Origin of the sequence: Pseudomonas savastanoi (assembly GCF_020917325.1) — a bacterium.
Classification (GTDB): domain Bacteria; phylum Pseudomonadota; class Gammaproteobacteria; order Pseudomonadales; family Pseudomonadaceae; genus Aquipseudomonas; species Aquipseudomonas amygdali.
In genome coordinates this window covers 5191766-5204929 of record NZ_CP076652.1, presented here as the reverse complement: position 1 = coordinate 5204929, position 13164 = coordinate 5191766, and the positions used below count along the sequence as shown (strand labels likewise).

Genomic DNA, 13164 nt, shown 5'->3' with positions numbered 1-13164 from the left:
AGCTGCGCGCCGTCGTGGAATCTTTTTTTCGGGTTATGCCGTGGTGAGCGCTGGCGGTGCCCGGCTTCGGGCATTGGGGAATATAGCCTTGTGTGCATGCCCCGGCAGCGGCTGCGAGGCAAAGAAATCACCCGGCCTTGGTGGCGGGGCTGCGACCAGTTCCAGCACATGGGGCAGCGCCGGGCAACTGAACAGCAGTGTGCAATAGCCGCATTTTGCCCACAGCGCGTGATCGCTCATGTCCGCGTCGGCAGGCATGGCATGCTCGCCGCCGTGATGGGCGTGGCTGTCTGCCGACATATCCATACTGGCTGGCATGGACATCGACATGCCGGCGTGATGATCCATCGGCATCGACTGGGAAACCAGTGGACCGATAAAGATCATCAACATGGCGAACAGACTCAGCCATGCGCCCCGTTTGTTACGGGGGGCTGATCTGTCGCGAACGCGGCGCAATGTGCTCACTTTGTAAAACGACTCAGTGCTGGTGTTCCGGAGCCTGCTTTTGTACCACGACCTGCACCTCGACATCTCCCGCCTTTTCAAAATGCAGGGTCATCGGGAAGCGTTGGCCGGTGACCAGCTTCGAACGGTCTTTGAGGTCCAGCAGCATCACGTGCCAGGCCATCGGCGCGAAACTCACCTTCGCACCGGCCGGGATGTCGACCGCCTGAACGTGCTGCATCTTCATCAGCCCGTCGGCGTGTATATGCTCATGCAACTGCGCTTGCCCGGCGATGGGGCTGTCGACGCTGATCAGACGATCTGCGCTGTCGCCCTTGTTCTCGACAGTGAAATACGCCGCGACCGTCGGTGCGTTGGGCGGCAGCTCCATTGACCAGGGATGGCCAATCAGCAACGGCCCAGCCTTGTACTCATGGGCCTGGGCGAAGCAGGATGGCAGCAGTAATGCGGCCAACAGGAGTGCGTTTTTGAGCATTGAGGGGGTTCTCCGGAAGTTTTAGAAAAAGAGTGAAGGGCAGCTCGACTGGACATACGAAACACTCAGGTAAACCTTTAAGCACCGCTAAGTGTGCGCGTTTTGTAGAGTCGCTCCCAAGCACGCAGCCATAAGGTGATGGGATGAGTGAGAGGGCAAAGTCGCATCGTTTGCGCATCGGACGGATCTCCGGTACAGGCCAGATTTATCTGGTCACCGCGAAAACACTCCAGAGAAAACCTGCTTTTTCTGACTGGCGCATGGGGCGTCTGTTCGTCGATGAGCTTCGGCAAGTCCAGGAGCAGCAACTGGCCGATTCATTAGCGTGGGTCGTCATGCCGGACCATATTCACTGGCTGCTGCAGTTGAATAGCCACTCGTTATCCAGAGTTGTACAGCGCGTCAAATCGAAAAGCGCGATCACCATAAACAGAGCCAGCGGCTGCAGTGGACCTTTTTGGCAAAGCGGATTCCACGACGTAAGCATCCGCACTGAAGAAAGCCTTTTAAATTTCGCCCGTTATATTGTTGCCAATCCTGTTCGAGCCGGCTTGGTCAAAAGCGTGCGTGATTATCCCTTATGGGACGCAATTTGGCTTTGAAAATAACGACCCTGTGGGAGCGAGCCGGGCGACGCTTCGCTTGCTCGCGAAAGCGGATTAACGGATCAATTGATTTTCAGCGGCTATACCGGCCTCTTCGTGAGCAAGCTCACTCCCACTGGCCGGGTTGTTTCAGGATTTTCATGAGGACTGAAGACGGTTCATTCACTCCAGCCCCAAGGCCTCCAGCACCTCATCCACACTCCACAAAATCCGATCCACCTCCGGCAACTCCGGGCGTTTCAGGATCAGGACGGGCAGGCCGCGCTCGCGGGCGACTTCAAGCTTGGGTTCGGTGGAGCTGCTGCCACTGTTTTTGCTGATCAGCACATCAATATCGCGTTGTTCAAACAGCTGACGTTCGTCTTCCAGTGCAAACGGGCCGCGCGCGCCGATCACTTCGCAGTGGTCATTGCCGGGGTAGCTGTCCAATGCCCGAAGCGTCCAGAATTGATGCTCCGGAATCTCGTGCAGATGCTGCAAAGGCTCGCGCCCCAGCGTGAACAGTGGGCGCTTGAAGGGCGCCAGTGCCGTGACCAGTTCTGACCAGTCGGCCACTTCGCGCCAGTCATCACCCGCACCAGCCTGCCAGGCAGTGCGACGCAAGGCCCAGCAGGGAATTCCAGTCAGCCGGGCTGCACATGCAGCGTTGCGGCTGATTTGCGCGGCATACGGATGGGTAGCGTCCAGCAGCAAGTCGATGCCCTGTTCGCGAATGTACTGCGCCATGCCCTCTGCGCCGCCATAGCCGCCAACTTTCAACTGACAGGCCAGATCTGCCGGCACTCGACCCACACCTGCCAGGCTATAGATATGCTCAGGCCCGAGCTTGCGTGCAATCGCCAGCGCTTCGGTAATGCCGCCCAGCAGCAGAATTCGTTTCATGTGTGTTCCTTGGATAACGCAGCGCCCGCCTGACCGACGATTCCGCCCTGGCGGTCGATGGCGAACACTTCGACCTGAACCTGTGCAGGCACCACGCTACGCGCAAAAGCCAGCGCATGACGACACACCTCATCACCCAGCGGCACACCCGCTGCAGCGCACATCGCAAGTGCCTGCTGGCTGGTATTGGCATCGCAAATACGTTGTTGCAGGTCTGCGTCCGCGCCTATATCCGCAGCCCACAGCGCCAGTTGCGGCAGGTCGATGCTCGAATGGCGGCTGTGCAGGTCCATGTGGCCTGCGGCCAGTTTGCTGATCTTGCCGAAGCCACCGCACAGGCTCAACTTATCCACAGGCACCTTGCGCAGGTGCTTGAGCACTGCGCCGACGAAATCGCCCATTTCGATCAGGGCGATATCCGGGATGTTGTACACGCGGCGCATGGTGTCTTCACTGGCGTTGCCGGTGCAGGCGGCAATATGCCGATAGCCGTTGGTGGTGGCGACGTCGATGCCCTGATGGATCGACGCGATGTACGCCGCGCAGGAGAAGGGCCGGACTATCCCGCTGGTGCCGAGAATCGACAGCCCCCCGAGAATACCGAGGCGCGGATTCATGGTTTTGAGCGCCAGCGCTTCGCCGCCCTCGACGCCAATCGTGACTTCGAAACCACCGCTGTAGCCGAGTTCTTCCGCCAGCCCCAGCAAGTGTTCGGTCATCATGCGTCGAGGCACCGGGTTGATGGCGGGCTCGCCCACCGCCAACACCAGACCGGGACGGGTCACGCTGCCCACACCTGCGCCCGCCACGAAGCGCACGCCGGGTGCCGCTTCCAGCCTGACGCGGGCAAACACCAGAGCGCCGTGGGTGACGTCGGGGTCGTCACCGGCATCCTTGAGCGTTCCGGCTTCGGCGAAGTTATCCACAAGGCGGCAGAACTCCAGGCGCATCTGCACCTGTTTGCCCTTGGGCAACACAATTTCCACCGCATCGCTGATTTGCCCGCTGAGCAACAGCCGCGCCGCCGCGAGGCTGGTTGCGGTGGCGCAACTGCCGGTGGTCAGGCCACTGCGCAGCGGAGCAGGCTGTTCGGCGGTTTCTTCGCGCATCAGGGTTTGACTACATCCAGCAGAGTGATCGGCAAGGCCTGACGCCACGTATCGAACTCGCCAAGAGGCTGAGCATGGGCGACGTGAATACGCGTCAGTTCGCCGCCATGCCGCTCGCGCCAGGCCATGAGTGCAGCCTCGCTTTGCAGGGTTACTGCATTGGCGACCAGCCGTCCGCCGGAGCGCAGCTGCTCCCAGCAGGTTTCCAGTACGCCGATACGGGTCACGCCACCGCCGATAAAAATCGCATCCGGACGTTCCAGACCGCTCAGCGCCTGTGGTGCGCTGCCACGGACCAATTGCAGGCCCGGCACGCCCAGCGCATCGCGATTGAATTCGATCAGTTGCTGACGGCCTTCGTCCGCTTCTATGGCCATCGCCCGGCAGGTCGGGTGCGCGCGCATCCATTCGATGCCGATGGAACCGCAGCCCGCGCCGACGTCCCACAGCAGTTCGCCCGGCACCGGAGCAAGGCGGGCAAGGGTGATGGCCCGCACGTCGCGTTTGGTCAACTGGCCGTCATGCTCGAAAGCGCTGTCTGGCAAACCGGCCACTGTACTCAGGCGAATGGCGCTGGCGTCGGCGCGACAATCGACGGCAACCAGGTTCAGTGCAGCGATCTCGGGATTGCCCCATTCACTGGCCAGCCCCTCGACGCGCCGTTCGGCTTCACCTCCCAGATGCTCCAGGACCGTCATGCGGCTTGGGCCAAAGCCTCGTTCGCGCAACAAACCGGCAATTACTGCGGGGCTGCTGCCGTCATTGCTCAGCACCAACAGACGGACGCCATGATGGAAATGGGCGTTCAGAGCGGCCACCGGCCGGGCAACCACTGACAAGGTAACGACTTCCTGCAACGGCCAGCCCAGACGAGCGGCGGCCAGAGAGTAAGAAGAAGGGGCGGGCAGAATGCGCATTTCGTCGATGGCTACCACGCGTGCCAGACTGGCGCCGACGCCGAACAGCATCGGATCGCCACTGGCCAGTACGCAGATTTCGGCACCGCGCTGTTCCAGCACCGGGTTCAGCGAGAACGGACTCGGCCATGCACGCCGCTCGGCGCGAATGCACGGCGGCAGCAATGCCAACTGGCGCGGACCGCCGAACACCTGATCAGCGTGCAGCAGAGCGTGCCGGGCGTTCTTGCCCAGGCCCTTGTAACCGTCTTCTCCGATTCCCACGACTGTCAGCCACGGCGACATGTACCTACCTCAATCCGAACTTCCGACAGAGCGCCTTTTCATGCCTGCGGACAAAGCAGGCATAATACCGCGCCCGACGGGGTACAAGTGCTCTAATCCACGTCCAGTTCATACCGGGTGATCCATTGAACGAGCCGCAGTCCGCTCACACATCCTTTGCAACGCTACGCCCCTCGGCCTGTCCGGGGTTGCTGCGTATCGTCCCGGCACTGGATGGCGGGATCTGCCGGATCAAGCTGGCGGGCGGGGTCATCACCAGTGCGCAGGCCATGGCGGTTGCAGAGGCTGCGCAGACTTATGCACAGGGCGTTATCGAAGCCACCAACCGCGCCAACCTGCAGATTCGCGGCATCGGCGCTGATCACGATGGGTTGATCAAGGCGTTGATGGCGGCAGGACTCGGCCCGGCCAACCCTGCCAGTGACGATGTGCGCAACCTGATGCTCAGCCCGACCGCCGGGCTGGATTCGAGCATGCTGTTCGATGCCCGACCGCTCGCGGCGCAGGTTCTCGATGCGCTGGAAAATCACCCGCGCTTTCATGAGCTGTCACCCAAGTTTGCGTTGTCGCTGGATGCTGGTGAAGCGCTGGTGATGCTCGAACACGCGCATGATGTGTGGCTGTCGGCGCTGAAACTCGACGGCGAAGTGCTGCTGGCGTTCGGGCTGGCCGGTTGCCCGGCCCATGATCGACCGCTGGCCGCTGTGCCGCTGGCGGCTGGAGAGGCGTTGGTTGTCGCGTTGCTGGAGCTGTTCCTCGACCTGGCCCGCCCGGAGCGCACCCGGATGCGGCATCTGCTGGCCGAGGTGTCGACCGACGATGTGTTGCGCGAGCTTTCTACCCGGCTGAACTGCGCGTTGCGGGTGGACGAAGCCGTCACCGGCTGGCAGCGCCCGGCCATTCAGGGCAATCGGCATATCGGTATTTATCCACAGGCCGAGCCTGCGCAGGTTGCGGTGGGGGCGGTGGTGCCGCTGGGGCGTCTTGATGCCGCCACGCTCGCCATCGTCGCGCAGCTGGCAGAAGAGCAGGGCGACGGCACTCTGCGCCTGACGCCCTGGCAAAGCCTGCTGTTGCCCAATGTGCCGGTCGAGCGCGCTGCAACAGTGATGATGGCGTTGCAGGCAGTGGGTCTTATCTGTTCAGCCGAACAGCCACTGGCGCAGATGGTGGCGTGTACCGGTTCTGCCGGCTGTGCAAAAGGGCTGGCCGATACCAAGGCCGATGCGCTGCAACTGGCTAACGGCCTGGTTGCCAGTCAGGCCGTTCATTTAAGTGGTTGCACGCGCTCCTGCGCCGCTGCTCACGTAGCGCCGGTAACCTTGCTGGCCGTTTCGCCCGGCCGTTACGACCTTTATTTTCGCGACGCAGCGCATGCCGGTTTCGGTGTGCTGCGTGCGCGTGACCTTACTATTGAAGCAGTCGGTGCGCAGTTGAACGCCGACTCACGGAGCAACATTGCATGATTGATTACATCCGCGATGGTCAGGAGATATATCGCAACTCTTTCTCGATCATTCGCGCCGAAGCGCGCCTGGACACGATCCCCGCCGACCTGGAAAAACTCGCCGTGCGCGTGATCCATGCCTGCGGAATGGTCGAAGTCATCGAAGACCTGCGCTTCTCGCCGGGTGCCGGCACAGCCGGGCGCAATGCCCTGGCCGCCGGTGCGCCGATCCTCTGCGACGCACGCATGGTCTCCGAAGGTATCACCCGTACCCGGCTGCCCGCCAACAACCAGATCATCTGCACATTGCACGATGACGGCGTGCGGGAAATGGCCCTGGAACTGGGCAATACGCGCTCTGCGGTGGCGCTGGAGCTGTGGCGTCCGCACCTGGAAGGCAGCGTAGTAGTTATCGGCAATGCGCCGACCGCGCTGTTTTATCTGCTTGAAATGCTCGATGCAGGCGCGCCGAAACCAGCGCTGATTCTCGGCTTTCCGGTTGGCTTTGTCGGCGCTGCCGAGTCCAAGGCCATGCTCGCCGCAGACAGCCGTGGCGTGCCATTTGTGATCATGCAGGGTCGTCGTGGCGGCAGCGCCATGGCCGTGGCCGCTGTCAATGCACTGGCCACGGAGATCGAATGATGCAGGCACGCGGTCGATTGATTGGCCTGGGCGTCGGCCCCGGCGACCCGGAACTGATCACCGTCAAGGCGCTGCGCCTGCTGCGGGAGTCGCCTGTGGTGGCGTACTTCGTGGCCAAGGGTAAAAAGGGCAACGCATTCGGCATTATCGAAGCACACTTGCAGGACGTTCAAACGTTGATGCCACTGGTCTACCCGGTCACCACCGAGGCTTTGCCAGCGCCGCTGTCCTACGAAAAAGTCATCAGCGACTTCTACGACGAGTGCAGCCTGCACATTGCCGCGCATCTGGACGCCGGGCGTGATGTTGCGGTGATCTGCGAAGGCGACCCGTTCTTCTACGGTTCCTACATGTACCTGCACGACCGCCTGGCCGAGCGCTATGAGGCGCAAGTGATCCCGGGTGTGTGTTCGATGCTTGGTGGCGCTTCGGTACTGGGCGCGCCGCTGGTGTATCGCAACCAGAGCCTCTCGGTGCTGTCCGGTGTGCTGTCCCACGAGGACCTGAAACGCAAGCTGGCTGATGCCGATGCAGCCGTGATCATGAAACTGGGACGTAACTTCCACAAGGTTCGCGAGGTGCTGACCGAGCTGGGCATGGCCGGGCGTGCGCTGTATGTCGAGCGCGCGACCATGAGCAACCAGAAAATAGTGCCGCTGGATCAGGTTGATCCGATGTCTTCGCCGTACTTTTCGCTGATTATCGTTCCCGGTGACAGGTGGCAAGGCTGATGACTTTCAACACTCCAGCCATCGTCATTCTCGGCAATGGCAGCCTGGCTACCGCGCGGCGCATTCAGCAGTTGTTTCCCGATGCGCAGATTCATGGCCTGGCCGAGCGTGTGCAGAACGCTGACCTTACCTACAGCGAATTCGGCAGCACGTTGCGTCAGTTGTATCAGCAGAACACCCCGATTATCGCCCTGTGTGCCGCCGGCATCGTGATTCGCACCCTGGCCCCGCTGTTGCTGGAGAAGGGCGTCGAGCCGCCGGTGCTGGCCGTGGCTGAGGACGGCAGCGCCGTGGTGCCACTGCTTGGCGGCCTGGGCGGGGTCAATGTCATGGCGCGCAGCATTGCCAACGGGCTTGGCGTTGCACCGGCAATCACCACCAGCGGCGAATTGCGTTTCGGCACATGCCTGCTCAACCCGCCCAGCGGCTACGCACTGGGTGATCTCGAGCTGGGCAAGCGTTTTGTTTCCGACTTGCTCTCCGGTGAGACCGTGCGCATTGAAGGCGAGGCACCCTGGCTGGAGCGAGCGCAACTGCCCGAAAACCCGCAGGCTGAACTGACGATTCATGTCGGCTGCGTCCTACGTGAGCCCGCTCCCCATGAACTACTTATTTACCCACGCAGTGTGCTGGTCGCCGTCAGCGAAATAACCGCTGAACTGGCTACGCGGGTCCGCTCGGTGTTGCACGACGCAAATATTGCCGAGCAATCCCTGGCTTGCCTGCTGGCCAGCGAAGAGCAAATGGCCAATGCGCAGCTGCATCAGGCAGCCCGCGAGCTGGGTGTCCCGGTACGCTTCGACAAGGCTGGGCCTGCCCGCGAAATGGCCGCCCGCGCCGTGCCGCAACTGTTGCCGCCACTGGGCGTCGACGACATGGCGATTGCCGTCGCGACTCGACCGCTGGATGTACCGAACATCGGCCGTGGGCGTGGGCGGCTTGCAGTCATTGGCCTGGGCCCCGGCGCAGCGGACCTTATGGTGCCTGCGGTCAAGGCTGAACTGGCACGCGCCAATGATGTGCTGGGTTATGAAACCTACGTGCGCATGGCCGGGCCGTTTCGTGCCGATCAGGTGCTGCATTGCACCGACAATCGCGAAGAAATGCTGCGTGCCCGGCATGCCTTCGAACTGGCCGCGCAAGGTCGCTCGGTGGTTGTGGTGTCGTCCGGTGATCCGGGCGTATTCGCTATGGCCTCGGCAGTGCTTGAAGCACTGCATGAGTCCGACAACCCGCACTGGCACTCGGTCGAGCTGGAGATTCTCCCGGGTGTCTCTGCTTCTCTGGCAACCGCCGCTCAGGCGGGTGCGCCGTTGGGGCATGATTTCTGTGTGTTGTCGCTGTCCGATAACCTCAAGCCTTGGGAGATCATCGAAAAGCGTCTGGACCTTGCCTGTCAGGCTGACCTTGCGCTGGCCTTCTATAACCCGATTTCCCGTTCACGACCCTGGCAACTGGGGCGTGCGCTGGAGATCGTTCGCCAGCACCGCATTCCTGAAACGCCCGTCACGCTTGGGCGCGACATCGGTCGTCCTGGCCAGACACTGCGCGTCATTACGCTGGGTGAACTGACGCCGGAGCAGGTAGACATGCGAACCATGGTGCTGATCGGCTCTTCTCTGACCTGCACCTTCCCTCGCAACGAAGGCGGCAATTGGGTCTATACGCCGCGCTGGTATGGCGCGAAACCTACAGCCTGAGCTCACAGGCTTGTCGTACCTGTATTGAATTTATTGTGGGAAAGTGCTTAAACCTCTGCGTAGTAACAGGCATTCAGGCCGAGTTTTCGGCTTGGGTGCTTGAGCGAACGGGTGTTCTTCAAGCTGCCAGGCTTGTGGCTTTTTTCTCTGTCCTGCCACGGATTGTTCTTTCGCCCGCTGTTGACCGGGGGCTTAGCGCAGCTTGAGTTTTGCGCGGGCCATCAAGTGTTGTCGCGGCAGTTCAAAAAGCCATCAATGAACCGCTCGAAAGTTTCTGAAAAACAGCCTGATTTATTTGATTAGTCTCGTATCTGTCCACAAGGACTCACGAATTAAAGGACTAAATGAAATGAAACAGGACAATACGATGAGCATGACCGACAACCTTGATTACATTGCCGCTTGTGAGCTGGCTCAATGCCCTGCTTCGTCCATCGCCCACGCAGCAGTCATAAAGCCTGAATTGCTTCTGGCCAGTGACGAGACTGACTCCGCCCCAGGCGATGAACCTGCCAAGGGGGCCGTGGTTGCAAGCAGTCTGGTGGCATTTGCCGAGGGCGTTTCGCTGCAGAGCAAGCAAGACGTCATGGACTCCTTTCTGTTTGCCACCCTTGTGGCCAACAAGGCGTTCAGCCCTGAAACCCAGGGTGATCAGTGGTACGACAAATTCAACGAAGTACTCTCGAAGGTTGGCTGGCTTTCCACCCATTGGAACTATGCCCGCTATCGTGCTACCCAGCAGCGTTTCACCATGGACGAAGTCGGCCTTGAGATCCTTGGCTCGGCTGTTGCGGCTGCCGCTTTGCCTGGGCCTGCATCGCTGCTGATGCTCAAGGTCGCTGCGGATGCCATCGCTGCGCTGAAAGCCAAAAAAGAGCCTCTTCGCCTGTTTGAAAGCCAGGCAAAAACCCACCGCGGCGGCAGTTTCCGCATTGCCTCGTGCATCGAGTCCGATGACAAGACCGTGACTCTGTCCATGGGCGCGGTCAGTTTCCAGACCGACAGTAACGTCACCAATGTCTTGTTCTGGGAGTGGCAGGACACAAACGTTGAAACCTGGAAAGGCGAGGACAATCTGGTGCTCAACACGAGCCTGTATTCGCGCCATCGCGACCTGGTCCAGCAAAAGCTGAGCGACAACGCCAAAAGCGCGATCGAAGAGTTTGAAATCTGATCGGGTTATTTGCGGAGGCAGGGGTTGCCTCCGCTTTCGGGATAAAAAGGAATTTCTCCCATGAAGCAGGAATTGGATGCCGCAGTCGTCAATGCCGGCTGTTTGCTGTTTTTCCCCACCTCGCAGCAGGTCGCTCCGAAAAACGATGTGCTGGACTCGATGCTGTACGTGCAGTTGGCCGCATCGAAGCAGCACCCCAGGTTTGCCGAGTTCGAAAAATGGAATGAAACCCGCCTTGCTGCGGCTCTGCGTTTCGGCTGGGTGCTGAATGCCAGCGAACATGTCAGCGAGCCTTTGCCGGTAGATGCTGTCCGAACCGTATGGAGTTGCCTCGAGCGTGCCCTTGCACCGTCAGTGGCAGCGCAGACCCTGCAGGGCGCGGAAACATTGATGCGTAAAGTGTGCAAGCAATCGGCTAGTAACACGGCGCTTCAGTTGCTGCGTAGCCAGACCGTACAGAGCGGTTTGAATCATGCGGGAAAGTTGCAGGTCAGCGTGGTCCTGCAACTGGGGTTCTTCGACGATCGGCACAACCTGGCACTGGCGCAGCTGCAGTTCGCCACACGTCAGCCGTTGCCATCCGGTTTTCTTTTCGAAGTACTCGAACCGCAAAGTGTCTACGGCAACATCGCTGTGACCGTTTATAAAATGCAATTGATTGAACAGGTCTATTCGCAGTTTCGCGATGACATCGATACGGCGCTGTCGAGCAGGCGTCCCGGTATGATCATGTCGCTTGGGGCAACGCCTTATGTCTGATCTGGATGAGACTCTGCTGGCAGGGGCCAATCTCCTGTCGTTCGCCCGTAATGTAGAGCCCGGTTTGCGTCAGGACGTACAGGACTGTCTGCATCATGCGCAACTTGTTGCGGATGACCAGCATTCCCCGCGCATGGCCTGGCGTTCATGGCTGGACGCTTACCAGCAAGCCATTCTTGCAACGGGTGGACGGCGCAGCGCGGTGATTAACGACGTGCGCTTGAGAATTCACAGTTTCAGGGACATTGGCAAATTGCAGCTTCCCATCGTCAATAACTCCGTCGAGCTTCGCCGGCTCTATCGCAGCTCACTCGACAGGCTGCTGAGCAGTGATCATGCGAAGACATTTTTCAGCAGCTGGTTTACGTCTGGACGTTCTGAAAGCTTTCAACTCATGCCTTGTGCGATGCACAGCGAAGACGAGGTGATGATCCTGTTGTGCAGCCTGCAGATGACAACCATTGCGTCGAGGCCCGCGCTTTATTTCTGGCAGATTCTTGGCGGAGAAATGCAAGTACATGCTGTTGGTACTGCGTTTCGGTTCAGTCGCCAGAGCTTCGAACCTTTTCGCCAGACTGTTCAGGACATGCTGGCTGATCGTGCTGCCGCTGAAATCATCAATTTATAACGACGGTCAAGTTCCCATGGAAGGGAGTCACTCAAATGAAAGCAGGTACAGGCAATGCAGCGTATCTGGGCGATATCCCCAGTATGGTGACGTTTCTTCCGGGCCTTACAAGTGAGGAGCGCACGGACATTCAGGATGTACTTCTGGATGCGCAGTTGTTCGCAGGTAAGCAGTTTGATTTCAAGACGCAGTGGAGCAGCTGGATGCATTACTACCGCAGCCGGCTCAAGAGACGTGGAATACAGCAAAAAGGCGTGGTTCTGGGCGACTCACTGGTCGTAAGCAATGTCGACGATTTGTTGCAGGCGACCTTCAAGGTCAGCAATCCAGCGGACCGCAAGCGCCTCGGCGGCATGGTGCAGCGCGCTGTCGCAGCATTGGGAGTGAATCAGGCGGCAGAGTCTTACTTTAAAAACGGCTTTGAACAAGGCCGTCTGGGCAGCTTCCAGGTAGTGCCCTGCGAGAAGTATGAACCTGATCGGGTACTTCTGTTGCTGTGCAGTCTGCATCTGAGCGTGGACGAGCACGCGGCGGGTAGCCGACGGCTGCTGTTTCACTTCAAAGGCGGCAGTTACATCTTTGACCGTAAGATTTACGCCGCACATCGTAATGATGTAATGCGGTATCTGGATGGCAGGGCGCAAGGGCTGGTGCGGGCTGCACTTATCTGAGTGTTATCAGGGCAGCAGATAGCCCCTTATACCGGTAAAGATGATTTGTGCCGCCAACGCACAGACGAACAACCCCATCAGGCGGCTGACAATCTGCAAACCCTGATCGCCCAGGATACGTTCGATACGATTGGAGAGGTAAAGCACTACGCCAACCGTAAGGCTGGCGAGTGCAATACTCAGGATGGCGGTGAGTTTGTCATCCCAATGAGGCTGACTGACGCCCATGACCAGTAGCGCGCCGATGGTGCCGGGGCCGACGGTAAGGGGAATGGTAAGAGGAACAATGGTCACATCCTGCTGGATATTGTCGGTCTGGACTGCCGATTTGCCTTGGGCCATGCCCAGTGCGGATATGAACAGCACGCTGCCAGCCCCAATCCTGAATGCATCGACCGTGATTCCGAATACATCGAAAATCACTCTACCGAACAGATACAGCAAGACGCTGGAAACCAGTGTCGCCAGCGCTACCTTCCAGGCCAGACGCCGCTGCTCCTTGCGCGAGTGACCGCGGGTCAGGCTGATGAAGCAGGAAAGGACGAAAAACGGGCTGTAAAGCACCAGCATTTTCAGGTAGACGCTGAACAACACGTGAAGCATGGCTTCGACTCACAGCAGCAGGTGGATGGCAGTGCCAGTCTATCAGGCCACTGTGTGCCTTTCCCGTT

15 protein-coding genes are annotated in these 13164 nt (G+C 59.7%); 9 read left to right on the top strand and 6 right to left on the bottom strand.

Annotated features, from left to right (window positions below; genetic code table 11):
- Positions 1–33 precede the first annotated feature (33 nt).
- On the bottom strand, positions 34–393 hold the full coding sequence (locus tag KP808_RS22095) for a DUF2946 domain-containing protein (protein ID WP_230016912.1): 360 nt from the start codon (positions 391–393) through the stop codon (positions 34–36).
- An 88-nt stretch (positions 394–481) separates the two neighbouring features.
- The gene (locus KP808_RS22090) at positions 482–943 is read right to left on the bottom strand and encodes a copper chaperone PCu(A)C (RefSeq protein WP_122259640.1); all 462 of its coding nucleotides are present in this window, start codon (positions 941–943) and stop codon (positions 482–484) included.
- Between the two features lie 143 nt (positions 944–1086).
- Between KP808_RS22090 and KP808_RS22085 the strand changes: the two genes are divergently transcribed.
- Positions 1087–1545: an REP-associated tyrosine transposase gene (locus KP808_RS22085; protein WP_005732139.1), complete on the top strand. Its 459-nt coding sequence runs from the start codon at positions 1087–1089 to the stop codon at positions 1543–1545.
- A 165-nt stretch (positions 1546–1710) separates the two neighbouring features.
- On the opposite strand, the gene KP808_RS22080 is transcribed toward KP808_RS22085, so the two are convergent.
- Genes KP808_RS22080 through KP808_RS22070 form a run of 3 tightly spaced genes read right to left on the bottom strand, consistent with a single transcriptional unit; the run spans position 1711 to position 4741 of the window.
- Complete coding sequence (locus KP808_RS22080) at positions 1711–2430, bottom strand: cobalt-precorrin-6A reductase (RefSeq protein ID WP_230016910.1); 720 nt, start codon at positions 2428–2430, stop codon at positions 1711–1713.
- A complete protein-coding gene (locus KP808_RS22075) occupies positions 2427–3539 on the bottom strand; it encodes a cobalt-precorrin-5B (C(1))-methyltransferase (protein ID WP_230016909.1) in 1113 nt (370 codons plus the stop codon). The genes KP808_RS22080 and KP808_RS22075 overlap by 4 nt, the downstream gene beginning before the upstream one ends.
- On the bottom strand, positions 3539–4741 hold the full coding sequence (locus KP808_RS22070) for a bifunctional cobalt-precorrin-7 (C(5))-methyltransferase/cobalt-precorrin-6B (C(15))-methyltransferase (protein ID WP_002555385.1): 1203 nt from the start codon (positions 4739–4741) through the stop codon (positions 3539–3541). Before KP808_RS22070 ends, KP808_RS22075 begins: the two co-directional genes overlap by 1 nt.
- A 125-nt stretch (positions 4742–4866) precedes the next feature.
- Between KP808_RS22070 and cobG the strand changes: the two genes are divergently transcribed.
- The 8 genes from cobG (at position 4867) to KP808_RS22030 (ending at position 12493) form a co-directional block, all read left to right on the top strand.
- Positions 4867–6207: a precorrin-3B synthase gene (cobG, locus tag KP808_RS22065; protein WP_326839553.1), complete on the top strand. Its 1341-nt coding sequence runs from the start codon at positions 4867–4869 to the stop codon at positions 6205–6207.
- Positions 6204–6830, top strand: a complete 627-nt coding sequence (locus KP808_RS22060; RefSeq protein WP_230016907.1) for a precorrin-8X methylmutase — start codon at positions 6204–6206, stop codon at positions 6828–6830. Before cobG ends, KP808_RS22060 begins: the two co-directional genes overlap by 4 nt.
- Positions 6827–7561 carry a precorrin-2 C(20)-methyltransferase gene (locus KP808_RS22055; protein WP_407692664.1) on the top strand — a complete coding sequence of 245 codons (735 nt, stop codon included), beginning with the start codon at positions 6827–6829 and terminating at the stop codon, positions 7559–7561. The genes KP808_RS22060 and KP808_RS22055 overlap by 4 nt, the downstream gene beginning before the upstream one ends.
- A complete protein-coding gene (gene cobJ, locus KP808_RS22050) occupies positions 7561–9261 on the top strand; it encodes a precorrin-3B C(17)-methyltransferase (RefSeq protein ID WP_230016906.1) in 1701 nt (566 codons plus the stop codon). Before KP808_RS22055 ends, cobJ begins: the two co-directional genes overlap by 1 nt.
- 349 nt (positions 9262–9610) lie before the next feature.
- Positions 9611–10435, top strand: coding sequence for a hypothetical protein (locus KP808_RS22045; RefSeq protein ID WP_230016904.1), 825 nt, complete (start codon positions 9611–9613; stop codon positions 10433–10435).
- Positions 10436–10495: 60 nt separating this feature from the next.
- A complete protein-coding gene (locus KP808_RS22040) occupies positions 10496–11194 on the top strand; it encodes a hypothetical protein (protein WP_230016903.1) in 699 nt (232 codons plus the stop codon).
- The gene (locus KP808_RS22035; protein ID WP_230016902.1) at positions 11187–11822 is read left to right on the top strand and encodes a hypothetical protein; all 636 of its coding nucleotides are present in this window, start codon (positions 11187–11189) and stop codon (positions 11820–11822) included. The genes KP808_RS22040 and KP808_RS22035 overlap by 8 nt, the downstream gene beginning before the upstream one ends.
- A gap of 35 nt (positions 11823–11857) precedes the next feature.
- Complete coding sequence (locus KP808_RS22030) at positions 11858–12493, top strand: hypothetical protein (protein WP_230016901.1); 636 nt, start codon at positions 11858–11860, stop codon at positions 12491–12493.
- A gap of 6 nt (positions 12494–12499) precedes the next feature.
- Here the strand turns inward: KP808_RS22030 and KP808_RS22025 are convergent, their stop codons facing one another.
- Positions 12500–13096: a MarC family protein gene (locus KP808_RS22025; protein WP_003313945.1), complete on the bottom strand. Its 597-nt coding sequence runs from the start codon at positions 13094–13096 to the stop codon at positions 12500–12502.
- Positions 13097–13164 lie beyond the last annotated feature (68 nt).